Below are 18,372 nucleotides of genomic sequence, written 5' to 3'. Positions count from 1 at the left end.
GTTGCCCTTCCGGGGCAGCGCGGCCGTAGGTCGTCGTACGGTGGAACGAGTGCACGGCCGCCCGGCAAGGACCGCGCGGGAGACCAAGGAAGGCGTGACCAGATGGTGGAGATCAAGACCTCCGAGCAGATCGCGAAGATGCGAGCGGCCGGACTGGTCGTCGCCGAGGCGCTCAAGGCGTGCCGCGAGGCGGTAGCCCCGGGTGTGACCACCCAGGAACTCAACGACATCGCCGACAAGGTCATCACGGACCACGGCGCGACCTCCAACTTCCGCGCCCACCACGGCGGGCTCTGGTTCCCCGGTGTGATCTGCGCCTCGGTGAACAACGAGGTCGTGCACGGCATCCCGGGCGACCGGGTGCTGGAGGAGGGCGACCTGATCTCGATCGACTGCGGCGCCATCCTGGACGGCTGGCACGGCGACGCGGCGATCTCGGTGGCCGTCGGCGAGGCCCGGCCCGAGGTGGAGATGCTGAGCCGCGTCACCGAGGGCTCGATGTGGGCCGGCATCGCCCAGATGAAGAAGGGCAACCGCCTGGTCGACGTCTCCAAGGCGATCGAGGGCTTCATCCGCCGCCAGCCGCTGCCGCCGAAGGGCAAGTGGGGCATCACCGAGGGCTACGGCGGCCACGGCATCGGCACCGCGATGCACATGGAGCCGCACGTCCTGAACTACGTCGAGCGCGGCCGCGGGAAGGGCCCCAAGCTGATCCCCGGCACCGTGCTGGCCATCGAGCCCATGGTGTCGCTCGGCACGCCGCACACGACGGTGCTGGAGGACGACTGGACCGTCGTGACCAACGACGGTACCTGGGCCTCGCACTGGGAGCACTCGGTGGCCGTGACCGAGGAGGGGCCGCTGGTGCTGACCTCCTTCGACGGCGGCCGGGCCGAGCTGGCCAAGCTCGGCATCACCGCAGCTCCGGACCCGCTCGCCTAGTCGTCGGAGCCCGGTCGGGGCGGCCGTTCGCCGCCGCCCGCGAGGCCGGCTGCCGGGTCCGACGACGGACCGGAGCCCTGGGGGTTTGGACCTCCAGGGCTTTTGTCCTATTTTTATCGGCTGGCAGTGGCTTCAGAGGCTCGGAGCGTCCCCGGACGGCTTCGACCGGCAAACGGCTTCGATCGAGCAGGAGAGAGCAGTGCTCAAGGGATTCCGCGAATTCATGATGCGCGGCAACGTCGTCGACATGGCGGTCGGTGTCGTCATCGGTGCCGCGTTCACCGGGGTGGTGACCGGCTTCGTGTCGGCCTTCCTCACCCCGCTGGTGGGTGTGGTGGTCGGCGCGGCGGGCGACTTCGGCTCGTACAAGGCCAACGTGGCGGGGGTCATCTTCCCGTACGGCCAGTTCCTGAACGTGCTGATCGCGTTCCTGATGACCGCCGCGGTGCTCTACTTCTGCGTCGTCCTGCCGGTGACCAAGGCGACCGCCCGCTACCTGCCGAAGAAGCCGAAGACCCCGAAGCGCCCGTGCCCGGAGTGCCTGACCGAGATACCCGAGGCCGCCCGCCGCTGCTCGGCCTGCACCGCCCACGTGGAGCCGCTGCGGGTCGTCGCCCCGCACTGACCGGGGGCCCCGGTTTTGGTCCACCCCTCGCGCTGGCGTAGGATGGACCGTCGGCTCACTCGTAGCGTGCTTCAGCACGCCCTCTTCCCCCTCGGGGGTCGGGGTGGACCCAGGTTCGCACGAGCGTGCCGCATACGGTAGCCGGTCCCGGAAGGTGGATCTCGCAGTTCATGGCTAAGAAGCAAGGCGCCATTGAGATCGAGGGCACCGTGATCGAGTCTCTTCCGAACGCGATGTTCAAGGTCGAGCTGCAGAACGGTCACAAGGTCCTCGCGCACATCAGTGGCAAGATGCGCATGCACTACATCCGCATCCTGCCGGACGACCGGGTCGTGGTGGAGCTCAGCCCCTACGACCTCACGCGTGGCCGGATCGTCTACCGCTACAAGTAAGAACGTCAGATCTAGACCCGGAGAACCTGAACATGAAGGTCAAGCCGAGCGTCAAGAAGATCTGCGACAAGTGCAAGGTGATCCGCCGCCACGGCCGGGTCATGGTGATCTGCGACAACCTGCGCCACAAGCAGCGCCAGGGCTGATCAGTTCCCCCCCAGCATTTCTCGTAGTACTTCGCGCGACGCGAAAAACGTCATAAGCGGGCTACCCGATCCGTCCGTCAGTGGACGGACTGCCACCCCCGGTCAGAGGCCGGGGCTCCATCGTCGAGAGGCGTAGGAGTAGGTAGCACGCGAGACCTCTGAAGAAGCACAGGAGCCTTGAATGGCACGCCTCGCCGGCGTTGATCTCCCCCGTGAGAAGCGGATCGAGATCGCCCTTACCTACGTGTACGGCATCGGCCGTACCCGCGCCCAGCAGACCCTGGTCGAGACCGGTGTCAACCCCGATGTCCGCGTGCGCGACATCAGCGAGGAAGACCTCGTCAAGCTGGGTCAGTACATCGACGCCAACTACACGGTCGAGGGTGACCTCCGCCGTGAGGTGGCCGCCGACATCCGCCGCAAGGTCGAGATCGGCTGCTACGAGGGTCTGCGTCACCGTCGCGGCCTGCCGGTCCGCGGCCAGCGCACCCACACCAACGCGCGTACCCGCAAGGGCCCGCGTCGCGCGATCGCCGGTAAGAAGAAGCCGGGCAAGAAGTAGTCCGTCCCGTCACCGGACATCCCTCCGGCCCGCGGGTCAGCGGACCGACCACCTCAGTAGGAGAACAGACTTATGCCCCCCAAGGGTCGTCAGGCTGCCGGCGCGAAGAAGATCCGCCGCAAGGAAAAGAAGAACGTGGCTCACGGCCACGCGCACATCAAGAGCACGTTCAACAACACGATCGTCTCGATCACCGACCCCGCGGGCAACGTGATCTCCTGGGCCTCTGCCGGCCACGTCGGCTTCAAGGGCTCGCGCAAGTCCACCCCGTTCGCCGCGCAGATGGCCGCTGAGGCCGCTGCCCGTCGCGCGCAGGAGCACGGCATGCGCAAGGTCGACGTCTTCGTGAAGGGTCCGGGCTCCGGCCGCGAGACCGCGATCCGCTCGCTCCAGGCCACCGGCCTGGAGGTCGGTTCGATCCAGGACGTCACCCCCACCCCGCACAACGGCTGCCGTCCGCCGAAGCGCCGCCGCGTCTGACGCAGCGCCTTCGGGCACGCGGGTTCTGCTTCAAGCCTTCGTACGGGGTCCCACGCGGTGTGTCACTGCCGGCGGGACCCCGTACGCTGGTTCTGTTCGGCATCAAATAGTGGGTGCCGAAGATCACTGGAGGATTTGAAACATGCTGATCGCTCAGCGTCCCTCGCTGACCGAAGAGGTCGTCGACGAATTCCGCTCGCGGTTCGTGATCGAGCCGCTGGAGCCGGGCTTCGGCTACACCCTCGGCAACTCGCTCCGCCGCACCCTCCTGTCGTCGATCCCGGGTGCCGCTGTCACCAGCATCCGCGTCGACGGCGTCCTGCACGAGTTCACCACCGTGCCGGGCGTCAAGGAGGACGTCACCGACCTCATCCTCAACATCAAGCAGCTGGTCGTCTCCTCGGAGCACGACGAGCCGGTCGTGATGTACCTGCGCAAGCAGGGCCCGGGTGTGGTCACCGCCGCCGACATCGCCCCGCCGGCGGGTGTCGAGGTGCACAACCCCGAGCTGGTCCTCGCCACGCTGAACGGCAAGGGCAAGCTGGAGATGGAGCTGACCGTCGAGCGCGGTCGCGGCTACGTCTCCGCCGTGCAGAACAAGGCCTCCGGCCAGGAGATCGGCCGCATCCCGGTCGACTCGATCTACAGCCCCGTGCTGAAGGTCACCTACAAGGTCGAGGCCACCCGTGTCGAGCAGCGGACCGACTTCGACAAGCTCATCGTCGACGTCGAGACCAAGCCCGCCATGCGTCCGCGCGACGCCATGGCCTCGGCCGGCAAGACCCTGGTGGAGCTGTTCGGTCTCGCCCGCGAGCTGAACATCGACGCCGAGGGCATCGACATGGGCCCGTCCCCCACGGACGCCGCCCTGGCCGCCGACCTGGCGCTGCCGATCGAGGAGCTGGAGCTCACCGTCCGCTCCTACAACTGCCTCAAGCGCGAGGGCATCCACACCGTGGGTGAGCTCGTGGCCCGCTCCGAGGCCGACCTGCTCGACATCCGCAACTTCGGTGCGAAGTCGATCGACGAGGTCAAGGCGAAGCTGGCCGGCATGGGCCTGGCCCTCAAGGACAGCCCGCCCGGGTTCGACCCGACCGCCGCCGCCGACGCCTTCGGCGCCGACGACCTGGACGACGCGGGTTACGCGGAGACCGAGCAGTACTAAGAGTTTGACCGTGGGGACGGCCGCTCCGGCGGCCGTTCCGGCGGGTCAGTGAAAAGCCGTACGGGCACCGTGCCCGTACGCCCGCTGCGGTACCTGGTACGGCCGCAGTCGGAGATTCGAGGAGTAATTCCATGCCGCGTCCCACCAAGGGTGCCCGCCTCGGCGGCGGCCCGCACCACGAGCCGCTGCTGCTCGCCGGTCTGTGCCGGGAGCTCTTCCAGTACGGCCGCATCACCACGACCGAGGCCAAGGCCCGTCGGATGCGCCCGCTGGCGGAGAAGCTCATCACCAAGGCGAAGAAGGGCGACATCCACAACCGTCGCCTGGTGCGCAAGACCATCACCGACATCTCGGTGCTGCACACCCTCTTCACCGAGATCGCGCCGCGCTACGAGAACCGCCCGGGTGGCTACACCCGCATCACCAAGATCGGCGGTCGCCGCGGCGACAACGCGCCGATGGCCGTGATCGAGCTGGTCGAGGCGCTGACCGTCGCGCAGACCGCCGTCGGCGAGGCCGAGGGCGCCACCAAGCGTGCCGTCAAGGAGGCCGACGCCAAGGTCGAGGCCACCAAGGCCGACGAGGCGAAGGCCGACGAGGCCGAGGCCACCGAGCAGGCCTGACACCTTCCGGTGTAGTGCGGGCCCGTTCTCCCATCCGTGGGGGAGCGGGCCCGTTCCTTCTGTCTGGACCCCTCTGGGAGAGAAGCAGTGGTCAACGATTGCGCCGAGCGGCCGCCGGTCAAGGACGGCCCGGCCGACGGGTACGTCCGGATCCGGTTCGACCTCGCCTACCAGGGCGCCGAGTTCTCCGGATGGGCCCGCCAGCGCGGCGGTCGCCGCACCGTCCAGGAGGAGATCGAGACCGCGCTGCAGATCGTCACCCGGAGCCCGGAGCTCCACCCCCTGACGGTGGCCGGCCGCACCGACGCCGGTGTGCACGCCCGGGGCCAGGTCGCGCACGTCGACCTGCCGGACGAACTCTGGGCCCAGCACGGCGGGAAGCTGCTCCGGCGGCTGGCCGGGCGACTCCCCGGTGACGTCCGGATCTACCGGGTGAGCGAGGCCCCCGCGGGCTTCGACGCCCGCTTCTCGGCGATCTGGCGCCGGTACGCCTACCGGGTCGCCGACCACCCCGGCGGGGTCGACCCGCTGCTGCGCGGGCACGTGCTCTGGCACGACCGGCCGCTGGACGTCGAGAAGATGAACGCCGCCGCCGAACTGCTCCTCGGCGAGCACGACTTCGCCGCGTACTGCAAGAAGCGCGAGGGCGCCACGACCATCCGCACCCTGCTGGAGCTGCGCTGGGACCGCGTGCCGGTGGACACCTACGCCGCGCAGGAGGGCTCGCTGGCGGTCGCCACCGTCCGGGCCGACGCCTTCTGCCACAACATGGTGCGGGCGCTGGTCGGCGCGATGCTGCTGGTCGGCGACGGGCACCGGCCGGTGGAGTTCCCCGGGGAGGTGCTGGCCGGCGGCGTCCGCAACTCGGCGGTCAACGTCATCCGGCCCCACGGGCTGACGCTGGAGGAGGTCGGCTACCCGGCGGACGAGCTGCTCGCCGAGCGCAACCGGGCGGCCCGCCGGATGCGGACCCTGCCCGGACAGCCGGTGGTCGGCTAATCCGTTTTGGTCCTGGGCGGCGGCTTGGGAGAATCGTCCGCATGGGACACGTCGAGATTTCGCACCTTGAGTACTACCTGCCGGACGGGCGGGTGCTTTTCGACGACGCGTCCTTCCGGGTCGGCGAGGGCACCGCGGTCGCCCTGGTGGGCGCCAACGGCGCCGGCAAGACCACCCTCCTGCGCATGATCGCGGGCGACCTCCAGCCGCACGGCGGCTCGGTGACGATCAGCGGCGGCCTCGGCGTGATGCGCCAGTTCGTCGGCACCACCGGCCGCGAGGGCAAGCAGGAGGACGAGGACCGGCAGGGCCCGGCCCCGCTGGCCGCCGACGCCTCCGTCCGTGACCTGCTGGTCTCCGTCGCCCCCGAGCGGATCGCCGTCGCGGCCCGCGCGGTCGACGCCGCCGAGCTGGCGATGATCGCCCAGGACGACGAGAAGACGCAGATGGCGTATGCCCAGGCGCTCTCCGACTGGGCCGACGTCGGCGGCTACGACTACGAGACCGACTGGGACGTCTGCACGACGGCGGCCCTCGGCATGCCCTTCGACAAGGCCCAGTGGCGCGGCCTCAACACGCTCTCCGGCGGTGAGCAGAAGCGCCTCGTCCTGGAGGCGCTGCTGCGCGGCCCCGAGGAGGTGCTGTTGCTGGACGAGCCGGACAACTACCTGGACGTTCCCGGCAAGCGCTGGCTGGAGGAGGCGATCAGGGCCACCCCGAAGACCGTGCTCTACATCTCGCACGACCGTGAGCTCCTCTCCCGGACCGCCGAGAAGATCATCAGTGTCGAGTCCGGCGCGGCCGGCAGCAGTGTCTGGGTCCACGGCGGCGGCTTCGACTCCTTCCACGAGGCCCGCAAGGACCGCTTCGCCCGCTTCGAGGAGCTCGGCCGGCGCTGGGACGAGGAGCACGCCAAGCTCAAGAAGCTCGTCGTCACGCTGCGTCAGGCCGCCTCCGTCAGCCACGCGCTGGCCACCCGCTACGCGGCGGCGCAGACCCGGCTGAAGAAGTTCGAGGAGGCCGGCCGTCCGGAAGAGCCCCCGCGCGAGCAGAGCATCACCATGCGGCTCAAGGGCGGCCGGACGGGCGTGCGCGCCTTCACCATGGAGCAGCTGGAGCTCACCGGCCTGATGAAGCCCTTCGACCTGGAGGTCTTCTACGGCGAGCGGATCGGCGTCCTCGGTTCCAACGGCTCCGGCAAGTCGCACTTCCTGCGCCTCCTCGCGGGGGACACCACGGTCGCGCACACCGGTGGCTGGAGGCTCGGCGCCCGGGTGGTGCCCGGCCACTTCCGGCAGACCCACGCCCATCCGGAGCTGCTCGGCCGCACCGTCCGCTCGATCGTCGAGGAGGAGCACGCGCTCAGCCGCGGCGCCGCGATGGGTGCCCTGCGCCGGTACGAGCTGGACCGGCAGGAGGAGCAGAAGTTCGAGTCGCTCTCCGGCGGGCAGCAGGCCCGGCTGATGATCCTCAAGCTGGAGCTCTCCGGGGTCACCGCGCTGCTGCTCGACGAGCCGACCGACAACCTGGACCTGGAGAGCGCGGAGGCGCTGCAGGCCGGGCTGGAGGCCTTCGACGGCACCGTGCTGTGCGTCACGCACGACCGCTGGTTCGCGAAGGCCCTGGACCGTTTCGTGGTGTTCGGCGCGGACGGCCGCGTCTACGAGTCGACGGAGCCGGTCTGGGACGTCACCCGGGTCGAGCGGGATCGCTGACCTGGCGTTGCGGCGCGGTGCGGGGCGGTCCGGGCCGCACCGCGCCGGGCCGGGTGGTGTCCGGAGCCTGTGCGGTTCCGGTCGTTCGGGTGCCGTTCGTGACCGGTCGGGGACCGGTTCAGGGTCCGTTCGGGAGCGGTTCAGGACAGTCCCGGGGCGGGTTCCGCCGGGCGAATTTTGACCCTCCCCGGTAGTCCCGGTAGCCTGGGCGCTTGATGTGCGTATTGGCTCGCTCTATCTCACGTGAGAGGTCGGTACGCCGGAGATATCAGGTCGACCACCCAGCGGCCCCCCTTGAATTGCGTCCAAGGCGGCCAGGCTGATGCCCTCGACCGGGTGCTCCTGTCAGGACTCACTCACTGAAAAGCAGAGGCTACGACCGTGCGTACGTACAGCCCCAAGCCCGGCGACGTCCAGCGTCAGTGGCACGTCATCGACGCGACCGACGTCGTGCTCGGCCGCCTGGCCTCCCAGGCCGCCAACCTCCTCCGGGGTAAGCACAAGGCGATCTACGCGCCGCACGTTGACACCGGTGACTTCGTCATCATCATCAACGCGGACAAGGTGCACCTGTCGGGTAACAAGAAGACCCAGAAGCTGGCGTACCGCCACAGCGGCTTCCCGGGCGGTCTCCGCTCGGTCCGCTACGACGACCTCCTGGCGAACAACCCGGAGAAGGCCGTCGAGAAGGCCATCAAGGGCATGGTCCCCAAGAACAGCCTGGGCCGCCAGATGCTCTCGAAGCTGAAGGTCTACTCGGGCGACCAGCACCCGCACGCTGCCCAGCAGCCGGTGCCGTTCGAGATCACCCAGGTCGCGCAGTAACTCCGGCCACCAAGCCCCCCAACACTGAAAAGAGCTGAGGAACCCCGTGGCCGAGACCACCGAAACCCTTGAGGTCGACTTCGACGAGACTGTCGTCGAGGGCGAGTACACCTCCGAGGAGAACTACACCTCCGAGTCCCTGGCCGGCCGCTTCGGCGAGGCCGTCCCCGGCGCCGGCCTCGGCCGTCGCAAGGAGGCGATCGCCCGCGTGCGCATCGTCCCCGGCACCGGCCAGTGGAAGATCAACGGTCGCACCCTGGAGAACTACTTCCCCAACAAGGTGCACCAGCAGACCGTGAACGAGCCGTTCAAGCTCCTTGAGCTCGACGGCCGTTACGACGTCGTCGCCCGCATCTCGGGTGGCGGCACCTCCGGTCAGGCCTACGCGCTGCGCCTCGGCGTCGCCCGTGCCCTGAACGAGGCCGACGTGGACAACAACCGCGCCGCCCTGAAGAAGGCCGGCTTCCTGATGCGTGACGCGCGTGCCGTCGAGCGCAAGAAGGCCGGTCTCAAGAAGGCCCGCAAGGCGCCGCAGTACAGCAAGCGCTAGTCGCGCCCCGGGGGTGCGTACCGCCCTGGTGGTGCACGCCCCCGGATGCGCTCTCACGCCCCGGAGTACTTCGCGTACTCCGGGGCGTCGTGCTCCCCGGCCATTGTGCGGAGGCCTGGGATTCGATCGGATTCTCTGCAAAGCATTGCGGCGATGGAGGACGGGACAGTGGGACGACTCTTCGGTACGGACGGCGTACGCGGCGTGGCCAACGAGACCCTGACGGCCGAGCTCGCGCTCGGGCTGTCGGTCGCGGCGGCGCACGTGCTCGGTGAGGCGGGGGCCTTCGACGGCCACCGGCCGGTCGCGGTGGTCGGCCGCGATCCGCGCGCCTCGGGCGAGTTCCTGGAGGCCGCGGTCATCGCCGGCCTGGCCAGCGCGGGCGTCGACGTGCTGCGGGTCGGCGTGCTGCCCACCCCGGCGGTGGCGTACCTCACCGGCGCGCTCGGCGCCGACTTCGGCGTGATGCTCTCCGCCAGCCACAACGCCATGCCGGACAACGGCATCAAGTTCCTCGCCCGCGGCGGCCACAAGCTGGACGACCGGATCGAGGACGCCATCGAGGCGCACTACCGGACGTACTCCGTCGGCAGCGACGAGTGGAAGCGCCCGACCGGGGCCGACGTCGGCCGGGTCCGCGAGTACACCGAGGGCTTCGACAAGTACGTCGCCCACCTGATCGGCGTGCTGCCCAACCGCCTGGACGGCATCCGGGTCGTCATCGACGGCGCCCACGGCGCGGCCGCGTACGTCGCCCCCGAGGCCTTCGCCCGGGCCGGCGCCGAGGTCGTCCACACCCTGGGGGCCGAGCCCACCGGCCTCAACATCAACGACGGTGTCGGCTCCACCCACCTGGACCGGCTGCGCACCGCCATGCGCGAGCACCGGGCGGACCTCGGGATCGCCCTCGACGGTGACGCCGACCGCTGCCTGGCCGCCGACGCGGACGGCGACGAGGTCGACGGCGACCAGATCATCGCGATCCTCGCCGTCGCCATGAAGGAGGCCGGCACGCTGCGGAGCAACACCGTCGTGGCCACCGTGATGTCCAACCTGGGCTTCAAGCTGGCGATGGAGCGCGAGGGCATCGACCTGGTCGAGACCGCCGTCGGTGACCGCTACGTGCTGGAGGCGATGAAGGCGCACGGCTTCGCGCTGGGCGGCGAGCAGTCCGGCCACGTCATCCTCCTCGACCACGCGACCACCGGCGACGGCACGCTGACCGGCCTGATGCTCGGCGCCCGGCTGGCCGCCACCAAGCAGCCGCTGGCCGACCTGGCCGACGTGATGACCCGGCTGCCGCAGGTGCTGATCAACGTCAAGGGCGTCGACAAGAGCCGGGTGAAGACCAGCGAGGAGCTGGCCGCCGCCGTCGCCGAGGCCGAGGCGGAGCTGGGCTCCACCGGCCGGGTGCTGCTGCGGCCGTCCGGCACCGAGCCGCTGGTCCGGGTGATGGTCGAGGCCGCCGACGAGTCGCAGTCCAAGGCCGTCGCGGAGCGCCTGGCCGAGGCGGTCCGGACGTACCTGGGCTGACCCCCCCGCCGAACGCTCGAACGCCCGAGGGCCCCGCAGGTGCGGGGCCCTCGGGCGTTCGCGGCTCGTGGCGCGTTCAGAGCTTGCGCAGCCGTGCCCGGCGGACCTTGTGGTCCGCGCCCTTCTGCAGGACCAGCGTCGCCCGGCCGCGGGTGGGCAGCACGTTCTCCAGCAGGTTCGGCTTGTTGATGGTGCGCCACACCTGGCGGCCGTACTCCATGGCCTCCTCCTCCGGCACCTCGGTGAACCGGCGGAAGTAGGAGTTCGGGTCCTGGAAGGCGGTCTGCCGCAGCTTGCGGAACCGGTCCAGGTACCAGCTCTCGATGTCGTCGGTGCGGGCGTCGACGTAGATCGAGAAGTCGAAGTAGTCGGCCACCGCGAGCCTGGTCCGGCCGTCGGTGCCCGGCAGCGCCGGCTGCAGCACGTTCAGCCCCTCGACGATCAGGATGTCCGGGCGCTCCACGGTGAGCCGCTCCCCGGGCACGATGTCGTACACGAGGTGCGAGTAGACCGGGGCGGAGACCCTCTCCTTGCCGGCCTTCACGTCCGCGACGAACCGCATCAGCGCCCGGCGGTCGTACGACTCGGGGAACCCCTTGCGGGCCATCAGCCCGCGCCGGCGCAGCTCCGCGTTCGGCAGCAGGAACCCGTCCGTGGTGACCAGCTCCACCCGGGGGTGCTCCGGCCAGCGGGCCAGCAGCGCCTGGAGCAGCCGGGCCGTCGTGGACTTGCCGACCGCGACCGAGCCGGCCACGCCGATGATGAACGGCGTGCGGGTGCGCTCGGTGTCCCCGGTGTCGAGGAAGGTGCCCAGCGCGTCGCGTAGGTCGTGCGTGGCGTGGATGTAGAGGTTCAGCAGCCGGGACAGCGGCAGGTAGACGTCGCGGACCTCGTCGAGGTCGAGCGCGGTGCCGAGACCGCGCAGCCGTTCCACCTCCTGTGCGGTCAGTGGCAGCGGCGTACGCTCGCGCAGTGCGCTCCACTCGGCCCGGCTGAGGTCCACGTAGGGGGACGGCGACGGGCCGGGCGTGGCAACGCCCCGCGTACAGAGTTCGGTCAGCACATGCTCCATTGTGAGCCGTAGCGCCGTTCAGGGGGGTTGTGGTGTCGGTCACGCGCCGGGGGCGAACCGCGCGAATGGGGCGTTCGGAGCGCCCTTATGCTGGCACGCATGTGCGGAATTGTTGGATACGTGGGCTCCCAGCCCGCCCTTGACGTAGTAATCGCAGGCCTGCAGCGACTGGAGTACCGGGGTTACGACTCCGCCGGTGTCGCGGTGCAGGTGCAGGGCTCCGACGGGCAGTGGAGCCTCGCCACCGACAAGCGGGCCGGAAAGCTCGCCAACCTGGAGAAGTCACTCGCCGAGACCCCTCTTCCCGGCGGAACCACCGGCATCGGTCACACCCGTTGGGCCACCCACGGCGGCCCGACCGACGCCAACGCCCACCCCCACCTGGACGACGCCGTCCGGGTGGCCGTGGTCCACAACGGCATCATCGAGAACTTCGCCCAGCTCCGGGCCGAGCTGACCGAGCGCGGCCACACGCTGCGCTCGGAGACCGACACCGAGGTCGTCGCCCACCTGCTCGCCGAGCTGTACGACGGTGACCTGGCCGAGGCGATGCGGGCGGTCTGCCGCCGTCTCGACGGCGCCTTCACCCTCGTCGCCGTGCACGCGGACGCGCCGGACGTCGTGGTCGGCGCCCGCCGCAACTCGCCGCTGGTGGTCGGGCGCGGCGAGGGCGAGAACTTCCTCGCCTCCGACGTCGCGGCGTTCATCGCGCACACCCGCGAGGCGATCGAGCTGGGCCAGGACCAGGTCGTGGAGCTGCGCCGCGACGCGGTGACGGTCACCAACTTCGACGGCACCCCGGCCGACGTGCGCGAGTACCACGTCGACTGGGACGCCTCGGCCGCCGAGAAGGGCGGCTACGACTACTTCATGCTCAAGGAGATCGCCGAGCAGCCGAAGGCCGTCGCCGACACCCTCCTCGGCCGGATCGGCACCGACGGCCGGCTCACCCTCGACGAGCTGCGGATCTCCGACGCCGACCTGCGGTCGGTCGACAAGGTCGTCATCGTCGCCTGCGGCACCGCCTTCCACGCGGGCATGATCGCCAAGTACGCGATCGAGCACTGGACCCGGATCCCCTGCGAGGTGGAGGTCGCGTCCGAGTTCCGCTACCGCGACCCGATCATGGGCCCGGGCACGCTGGTCATCGCGATCTCGCAGTCCGGCGAGACCATGGACACCCTGATGGCGCTGCGGCACGCGCGCGAGCAGGGCGCCAAGGTGCTGGCGATCTGCAACACCAACGGCTCCACCATCCCGCGCGAGTCGGACGCGGTGCTGTACACCCACGCCGGGCCCGAGGTCGCCGTCGCCTCCACCAAGGCGTTCCTGACCCAGCTGGTCGCCTGCTACCTGGTCGCGCTGTACCTCGGCCAGGTGCGCGGCACCAAGTGGGGCGACGAGATCCACGCCGTCATCAAGGAGCTCGGCGACGCCCCGCGCCAGGTCGAGCAGGTCCTGCGGACCATGGAGCCGGTGCGCGAGCTGGCCCGCTCGCTGGCGGACGCGCGCTCGGTCCTGTTCCTCGGCCGGCACGTCGGCTTCCCGGTGGCCCTGGAGGGCGCGCTCAAGCTCAAGGAGCTCGCCTACATGCACGCCGAGGGCTTCGCGGCCGGCGAGCTGAAGCACGGGCCGATCGCGCTGATCGAGGAGGGCCTGCCGGTCGTGGTGGTCGTGCCGTCGCCGCGCGGGCGGTCGATCCTGCACGACAAGATCGTCTCCAACATCCAGGAGATCCGGGCCCGGGGCGCCCGCACGATCGTCATCGCCGAGGAGGGCGACGAGGCGGTCGTCCCGTACGCGGACCACCTGATCCGCATCCCGGTCACGCCGACCCTGCTGCAGCCGCTGGTCTCCACCGTGCCGCTGCAGGTCTTCGCCTGCGAGCTGGCCACGGCCAAGGGCCACGAGGTCGACCAGCCCCGCAACCTGGCGAAGTCGGTGACGGTCGAGTAGTCGGGTCGTCCGGCCCTTCCCGTCCGGTGCCCCCGCGGTGGCTGCGTTCCACCGCGGGGGCGCCCTGCTGTCCGGGCCCGCCGGGCCGCTCCGGCGGCGCGGGGTCGGCCGGTGGGGGGCCGGAGCGGGTGTCGTGCCGAAGCGTGCCGCACGGCCTCGGGCCCTGCGGGGGAGGTCGGTCGCGTAGCGTCGGCGGTAGCCGTCGTCGTCCCTACCCGTCGTCCCTATCCGTCGTCCGTCGCCGAAGACCGGGGGAACCCCTCATGCGCAGTGCTCACCGCGTCGACCAGGTCCGGGCCGCCGAGGCCGAACTGATGGCCGCGCTGCCGGAGGGCACCCTGATGCAGCGGGCCGCCGCCGGCCTCGCCGTGACCTGCGCCCGGCTGCTGACCCGCCGTCGGGGCCGGGTCTACGGCAGCCGGGTGGTGGTCCTGGCGGGCAGCGGGGACAACGGGGGCGACGCCCTGTACGCGGGCGCGGCGCTGGCCCGGCGCGGCGCGCGGGTGGCGGCGGTGCTGCTCGCACCCGAGCGGGCCCACGCAGGGGGCCTCGCGGCTCTCCGGTCGGCCGGCGGGCGGGTGGTGCCGGAACAGGAAGTCGGCCTGGCCGACTTCTCGCGCGCGGACCTGGTGCTGGACGGCATCGTCGGCATCGGCGGGCGGGGCGGCCTGCGGCCGGAGGCGCAGCCGTACGCCCGCGCCGGCCGGGACGGGGTGGTGGTGGCCGTGGACGTGCCGAGCGGGGTGGACGCCGACACCGGCGAGGTGGCGGGCGTGGCGCTCCGGGCGGACGTGACGGTCTGCTTCGGCACGTACAAGCCGGGGCTGCTGATCGATCCGGGCGCCTCGTACGCGGGGGTGGTGCAGCTGGTGGGGATCGGGCTGGAGCTGCCGCCGGCCGCGGTGGCGGCCCCGCAGCACGCCGACGTGGCCGCGCTGCTGCCGGTGCCGGGGGCGGAGAGCGACAAGTACCGGCGCGGCGTGGTCGGGGTGGCGGCCGGCTCGTCGCGGTACCCCGGGGCCGCGCTGCTCGCGGTGGCCGGGGCGCTGAGCGGTGGCGCCGGTGCGGTGCGGTACGTGGGGACGGCGGCCGAGGAGGTGGTGCGGCGGTTCCCGGAGGCGCTGGTCACCGAGGGCGGGCCGGCCGGGGCGGGGCGGGTGCAGGCCTGGGTGGTCGGACCGGGTGGCGGCGAGGGGGCGGAGCGGGCGCTCACGGAGGCGCTGGCGAGCGACGTCCCGGTGCTGGTCGACGCGGACGGGCTGACCGAACTGGCCCGCCTCGGGCCGCAGGCGCTCGCCGGGCGGACGGCGCCCACGCTGCTGACCCCGCACACGGGCGAGGCGGCCCGCCTGCTGGCGGGCGCGGGTGAGGCGGCGGGTGCCGCGGGCGGTGAGGCCAGGCCGCCGGCCGCCGACGAGCTGGCCGCCACCCGGCTGGCCACGGCCCGCCGGCTCGCCGCCGCCTACCGGGCGACGGTGCTGCTGAAGGGCTCGACGACGGTGATCGCCGACCCGGGCGGCGCGGTGCGGGTGAACCCGACCGGCAGCTCCTGGCTGGCGACGGCCGGCAGCGGCGACGTGCTGGCGGGCCTGGCCGGTTCGCTGCTGGCCACCGGGCTCTCCCCGCTGGACGCCGCCTCGGTGGCCGCGTACCTGCACGGCCTCGCCGCCCGCCGCGCGGCCGGTAGTCCCGGGGCGCCCGTCACCGCCCTCCAGGTGGCGGCAGCCCTCCCCGCCGCCTGGCGCGACGTCCGGTCGGCCGAGGGCTCTGAGGGCTCTGAGGGTTCCGCGGCCGCCGTGGCCTCCGGGGGCTGACGCGCGCCGGAACGTACCGACCGGCTTCCGTCGAGCTGCCCGGGCGCCCGTCGGCCCCTGCGCCCCCGCCCTCGGCTCGCCGGGCGCGCACGAGAAGTCGGCCCGTCCGACGTCCGGTGCGCGGACTGAGGTTGTCGCCCTCTCCTGGCCGATCGGCCTGCTCCTCGTCCGCTGCGGGGCCCGAGGGGCCGGGGAGGCCGGGACGGTCGGGGCGGTCGGGGCGGGTGGGGGGAGGGGGGAAGGAACCGGCGGGTGATTCGTGGGCGTCCGGTAAGGGACGGCGGGTTGTGCGGGCCGCTCGGCGGCGGCGCCCCGGGGCGGCGTGCCGACGGGCCGTTCGGCGAGGACCCTGGGACGTCTGGGAGACTGACCCTGATGACAACTGCGAACACGATCGCTACGGCCACCCTCACCGAAGGAGCGCGGGCCGAGGCGACCATCGATCTGGCCGCCCTGCGCGGCAACCTCGACGCGCTGCGCGAGCGCGTCGGAGGCGCCGCGGTGATGGCCGCGGTCAAGGCGGACGCCTACGGCCACGGCGCGGTCCGGTGCGCCCGGGAGGCGGTCGCCGCAGGGGTCGGCTGGCTGGGCACCGCGACGCCGGAGGAGGCGCTCGCCCTGCGCGCCGCCGGCATCCGCCCCGACCAGGCCCGCGTCCTGTGCTGGCTCTGGACCCCCGGCGGCCCGTGGCGTGAGGCGCTGCTCGCCGACATCGACATCTCGGTCAGCGGCCGGTGGGCGCTGGACGAGCTGCTCGCCGCCGTCCGCGGCACCGGGCTGCCGGCCCGCGTGCACCTGAAGGCCGACACCGGCCTGGGCCGCAACGGCTGCCAGCCGCACGACTGGCCCGACCTGGTCGCCGCCGCCCGCCGCGCCGAGCTGGACGGCCTGCTCACCGTGGTCGGCGTCTGGTCGCACTTCGCGGCCGCCGACGAGCCCGGCCACCCGTCGATCCAGGCCCAGCTGGACGCCTACCGCGCCGCGCTGGTCACCGCCGAGGCGGCCGGGCTGCGGCCGGAGGTCCGCCACCTGGCCAATTCGCCCGCCACCCTGCTGCTCCCGCAGTCGCACTTCGACATGGTCCGCACCGGCCTGGCGATGTACGGGTTGTCCCCCGTCCCCGAGGTCGGCTCGCCGGCCGACTTCGGCCTCCGCCCGGTGATGTCGCTGAGCGCCCGGCTCGCCCTGGTGAAGCACGTCCCCGGCGGGCACGGCGTCAGCTACGGCCACCACTACACGACCCCCGGTCCGACCACGCTGGGCCTCGTCCCGGTCGGCTACGGCGACGGCGTGCCCCGGCACGCGAGCGGCACCGGCCCGGTGCAGATCGACGGCAAGTGGCGGACGGTGGCCGGCCGGGTGGCGATGGACCAGTTCGTCGTCGACCTCGGCGGCGACACCCCGCCGGTCGGCGACGAGGTGCTGCTGTTCGGCAACGGCGACCGGGGCGAGCCGACCGCCGAGGACTGGGGCCGCGCCTGCGGCACCATCTCCTACGAGATCGTGACCCGGATCGGCTCCCGGGTGCCGCGCCGCTACGTCGGCGGGCTGGACGGGGAGCCGCTCGGATGAGCGGGCAGCCCGGCACGGACCCGGTCGCGACGGTGGCCAAGGCGGCCGGGAAGGCCGCGGAGGTGGCGGGTGCCGCGTCCGGTGCGGCCTCCGGGGTGAGCCGGGCCGGCCTGATCGGGATCTCGGTCGGCGTGCTCGCGGCGGGTGCCGCGGCCGGCGTGGCGATAGAGCGTCTGACGGTCGGCCGGGCGATGCGCCGCCGGGCCCGCGCGGAGCTGGACGCCAAGGCCGCGTACGGCTCGCTGCGCGGTCGCCCCCGGACGGTGACCGCCACCGACGGCACCGAGCTGTACGTGGAGGTGGACGGCACCGGCTGGCCGGACGCCGCGGATGCCGCTGGGAACACCGGTCCGGACTCCGGTCCGGAGCCGCTGACCGTGGTCTTCTGCCACGGCTACTGCCTCAGCCAGGACAGCTGGCACTTCCAGCGCGCGGCGCTCCGCGCCGGTCTGCGGCTGGTCTTCTGGGACCAGCGCAGCCACGGGCGCTCGGAGCGGTCCCGCTCCTACCTGGCGGGTGAGCCGGCCAGCATCGACCAGCTGGGCGGCGACCTCAAGGCCGTGCTCGACGCCGTCGCGCCCACCGGTCCGCTGGTCCTGGTCGGCCATTCGATGGGCGGCATGACGGTGATGGCGCTGGCCGACCAGCATCCGGAGCTGTTCCGTGAGCGGGTCGCCGGGGTCGGGCTGATCGGCACGCTGGCGGGGAACTGGGACGCGGTGACCCTCGGCCTGCCCGCGGTGGGGGCGAAGCTGTTCAAGCGGGTCGCGCCCGGCATGGTGAAGCTGCTCGGTCGTCAGGTCGACCTGGTCGAGGCGAGCCGCCGGCTGGGGGCCGACGTCAGTGCCGTGTTCTACCGGCGTTTCTCCTTCGGGGGGAAGGACGTCGACCCCGGGGTGGTCCGGTTCGCCGAGCAGCTGCTGGACGCGACGCCGATCGACGTGGTGGCGGAGTTCTACCCGGTCTTCGCCGCGCACGAGAAGACCGAGGCGCTGGGTGCCCTGCGCGGCGTTCCCACCCTGGTGCTGACCGGCACGAAGGACCTGCTGACCCCGCCCGGCCACGGTGAGGTCATGGCCGGCCAGCTGCCCGGCGCGGAGCTGGTCCTGGTCGAGGACGCCGGGCACCTGGTGATGCTGGAGCGGCCGGACCTCGTCAACCAGTGGCTGGTCACCCTGCTGGAGCGGGCCGCCGCCTACCGGGGTGCGGCCCCGCTCCCGGCCTCGTTGCGCGAGCCGGCGTAGCCGCCGCCCGGCCCGCCGCCGCCCGGCCCGCCGCCGGGCGGCCGGATCGCCGGTGGGCGGGGGCCAGGCACCACGGGACCTGCACCCAGTTAGATGTTGGTGGTGGGACGGCGTTAGTTCGGGCGGGAGGACAGAGAGGGGGGGGACGCAGAATAGA

At 72.0% G+C, this 18,372-nt stretch carries 18 protein-coding genes; 17 read left to right on the top strand and 1 reads right to left on the bottom strand.

What is annotated here, in order from left to right:
• Window positions 1-102 precede the first annotated feature (102 nt).
• The 13 genes from map to glmM all read left to right on the top strand — a co-directional run bounded on the left by map (window position 103) and on the right by glmM (window position 10,557).
• Window positions 103-942 carry a type I methionyl aminopeptidase gene (gene map / locus ABZY91_RS03595; RefSeq protein ID WP_329950393.1) on the top strand — a complete coding sequence of 280 codons (840 nt, stop codon included), beginning with the start codon at window positions 103-105 and terminating at the stop codon, window positions 940-942.
• Window positions 943-1,141: 199 nt separating this feature from the next.
• Complete coding sequence (gene mscL / locus ABZY91_RS03590) at window positions 1,142-1,567, top strand: large conductance mechanosensitive channel protein MscL (protein WP_355399481.1); 426 nt, start codon at window positions 1,142-1,144, stop codon at window positions 1,565-1,567.
• Window positions 1,568-1,737: 170 nt separating this feature from the next.
• Window positions 1,738-1,959 carry a translation initiation factor IF-1 gene (infA, locus tag ABZY91_RS03585; RefSeq protein ID WP_003956442.1) on the top strand — a complete coding sequence of 74 codons (222 nt, stop codon included), beginning with the start codon at window positions 1,738-1,740 and terminating at the stop codon, window positions 1,957-1,959.
• A gap of 32 nt (window positions 1,960-1,991) precedes the next feature.
• On the top strand, window positions 1,992-2,105 hold the full coding sequence (gene rpmJ, locus ABZY91_RS03580; protein ID WP_003956441.1) for a 50S ribosomal protein L36: 114 nt from the start codon (window positions 1,992-1,994) through the stop codon (window positions 2,103-2,105).
• Window positions 2,106-2,286: 181 nt separating this feature from the next.
• Window positions 2,287-2,667: a 30S ribosomal protein S13 gene (gene rpsM / locus ABZY91_RS03575; protein ID WP_063348977.1), complete on the top strand. Its 381-nt coding sequence runs from the start codon at window positions 2,287-2,289 to the stop codon at window positions 2,665-2,667.
• A gap of 72 nt (window positions 2,668-2,739) precedes the next feature.
• Entirely contained in the window at window positions 2,740-3,147 is a 408-nt protein-coding gene (rpsK, locus tag ABZY91_RS03570; protein WP_030232513.1) for a 30S ribosomal protein S11, read from the top strand.
• A 142-nt stretch (window positions 3,148-3,289) separates the two neighbouring features.
• Window positions 3,290-4,312: a DNA-directed RNA polymerase subunit alpha gene (locus ABZY91_RS03565; RefSeq protein WP_030232516.1), complete on the top strand. Its 1,023-nt coding sequence runs from the start codon at window positions 3,290-3,292 to the stop codon at window positions 4,310-4,312.
• 131 nt (window positions 4,313-4,443) lie between these two features.
• Window positions 4,444-4,935, top strand: a complete 492-nt coding sequence (rplQ, locus tag ABZY91_RS03560; protein ID WP_329885374.1) for a 50S ribosomal protein L17 — start codon at window positions 4,444-4,446, stop codon at window positions 4,933-4,935.
• Window positions 4,936-5,022: 87 nt separating this feature from the next.
• Window positions 5,023-5,934, top strand: a complete 912-nt coding sequence (gene truA, locus ABZY91_RS03555; protein ID WP_329885373.1) for a tRNA pseudouridine(38-40) synthase TruA — start codon at window positions 5,023-5,025, stop codon at window positions 5,932-5,934.
• 41 nt (window positions 5,935-5,975) lie between these two features.
• Complete coding sequence (locus ABZY91_RS03550; RefSeq protein ID WP_355399478.1) at window positions 5,976-7,649, top strand: ATP-binding cassette domain-containing protein; 1,674 nt, start codon at window positions 5,976-5,978, stop codon at window positions 7,647-7,649.
• A gap of 381 nt (window positions 7,650-8,030) precedes the next feature.
• Window positions 8,031-8,474, top strand: coding sequence for a 50S ribosomal protein L13 (gene rplM / locus ABZY91_RS03545; RefSeq protein WP_014136251.1), 444 nt, complete (start codon window positions 8,031-8,033; stop codon window positions 8,472-8,474).
• Window positions 8,475-8,520: 46 nt separating this feature from the next.
• The gene (rpsI, locus tag ABZY91_RS03540) at window positions 8,521-9,024 is read left to right on the top strand and encodes a 30S ribosomal protein S9 (RefSeq protein WP_329885371.1); all 504 of its coding nucleotides are present in this window, start codon (window positions 8,521-8,523) and stop codon (window positions 9,022-9,024) included.
• Window positions 9,025-9,192: 168 nt separating this feature from the next.
• Window positions 9,193-10,557: a phosphoglucosamine mutase gene (glmM, locus tag ABZY91_RS03535; RefSeq protein WP_355399475.1), complete on the top strand. Its 1,365-nt coding sequence runs from the start codon at window positions 9,193-9,195 to the stop codon at window positions 10,555-10,557.
• Window positions 10,558-10,633: 76 nt separating this feature from the next.
• On the opposite strand, the gene coaA is transcribed toward glmM, so the two are convergent.
• A complete protein-coding gene (gene coaA / locus ABZY91_RS03530) occupies window positions 10,634-11,629 on the bottom strand; it encodes a type I pantothenate kinase (protein WP_329885370.1) in 996 nt (331 codons plus the stop codon).
• Window positions 11,630-11,728: 99 nt separating this feature from the next.
• Between coaA and glmS the strand changes: the two genes are divergently transcribed.
• The 4 genes from glmS (at window position 11,729) to ABZY91_RS03510 (ending at window position 18,215) form a co-directional block, all read left to right on the top strand.
• Window positions 11,729-13,585, top strand: a complete 1,857-nt coding sequence (glmS, locus tag ABZY91_RS03525; RefSeq protein ID WP_355399473.1) for a glutamine--fructose-6-phosphate transaminase (isomerizing) — start codon at window positions 11,729-11,731, stop codon at window positions 13,583-13,585.
• A gap of 263 nt (window positions 13,586-13,848) precedes the next feature.
• Entirely contained in the window at window positions 13,849-15,399 is a 1,551-nt protein-coding gene (locus ABZY91_RS03520; protein WP_355399471.1) for an NAD(P)H-hydrate dehydratase, read from the top strand.
• A 375-nt stretch (window positions 15,400-15,774) separates the two neighbouring features.
• Window positions 15,775-16,971 (top strand): alanine racemase, encoded by a 1,197-nt coding sequence (alr, locus tag ABZY91_RS03515; RefSeq protein WP_329950401.1) that lies wholly within the window; start codon window positions 15,775-15,777, stop codon window positions 16,969-16,971.
• Window positions 16,968-18,215 (top strand): alpha/beta hydrolase, encoded by a 1,248-nt coding sequence (locus ABZY91_RS03510; RefSeq protein ID WP_355399469.1) that lies wholly within the window; start codon window positions 16,968-16,970, stop codon window positions 18,213-18,215. Before alr ends, ABZY91_RS03510 begins: the two co-directional genes overlap by 4 nt.
• The last annotated feature ends 157 nt before the right edge of the window (window positions 18,216-18,372 follow it).

Source organism: Kitasatospora sp. NPDC002965, from assembly GCF_040611255.1.
Taxonomy (GTDB): Bacteria; Actinomycetota; Actinomycetes; order Streptomycetales; family Streptomycetaceae; genus Kitasatospora.
This window is presented reverse-complemented; position numbering and strand designations above follow the sequence as displayed.

What these genes read in the sequence shown, in the direction of transcription:
- ABZY91_RS03510 (WP_355399469.1), top strand. Translation starts at nt 16,968, where the DNA reads ATGAGCGGGCAGCCCGGCACGGACCCGGTCGCGACGGTGGCCAAGGCG.
- rpsM (WP_063348977.1), top strand. Translation starts at nt 2,287, where the DNA reads ATGGCACGCCTCGCCGGCGTTGATCTCCCCCGTGAGAAGCGGATCGAG.
- glmS (WP_355399473.1), top strand. Translation starts at nt 11,729, where the DNA reads ATGTGCGGAATTGTTGGATACGTGGGCTCCCAGCCCGCCCTTGACGTA.
- map (WP_329950393.1), top strand. Translation starts at nt 103, where the DNA reads ATGGTGGAGATCAAGACCTCCGAGCAGATCGCGAAGATGCGAGCGGCC.
- ABZY91_RS03550 (WP_355399478.1), top strand. Translation starts at nt 5,976, where the DNA reads ATGGGACACGTCGAGATTTCGCACCTTGAGTACTACCTGCCGGACGGG.
- rpmJ (WP_003956441.1), top strand. Translation starts at nt 1,992, where the DNA reads ATGAAGGTCAAGCCGAGCGTCAAGAAGATCTGCGACAAGTGCAAGGTG.
- ABZY91_RS03565 (WP_030232516.1), top strand. Translation starts at nt 3,290, where the DNA reads ATGCTGATCGCTCAGCGTCCCTCGCTGACCGAAGAGGTCGTCGACGAA.
- infA (WP_003956442.1), top strand. Translation starts at nt 1,738, where the DNA reads ATGGCTAAGAAGCAAGGCGCCATTGAGATCGAGGGCACCGTGATCGAG.
- rplQ (WP_329885374.1), top strand. Translation starts at nt 4,444, where the DNA reads ATGCCGCGTCCCACCAAGGGTGCCCGCCTCGGCGGCGGCCCGCACCAC.
- alr (WP_329950401.1), top strand. Translation starts at nt 15,775, where the DNA reads ATGACAACTGCGAACACGATCGCTACGGCCACCCTCACCGAAGGAGCG.
- rpsK (WP_030232513.1), top strand. Translation starts at nt 2,740, where the DNA reads ATGCCCCCCAAGGGTCGTCAGGCTGCCGGCGCGAAGAAGATCCGCCGC.
- coaA (WP_329885370.1), bottom strand. Translation starts at nt 11,629, where the DNA reads ATGGAGCATGTGCTGACCGAACTCTGTACGCGGGGCGTTGCCACGCCC.
- ABZY91_RS03520 (WP_355399471.1), top strand. Translation starts at nt 13,849, where the DNA reads ATGCGCAGTGCTCACCGCGTCGACCAGGTCCGGGCCGCCGAGGCCGAA.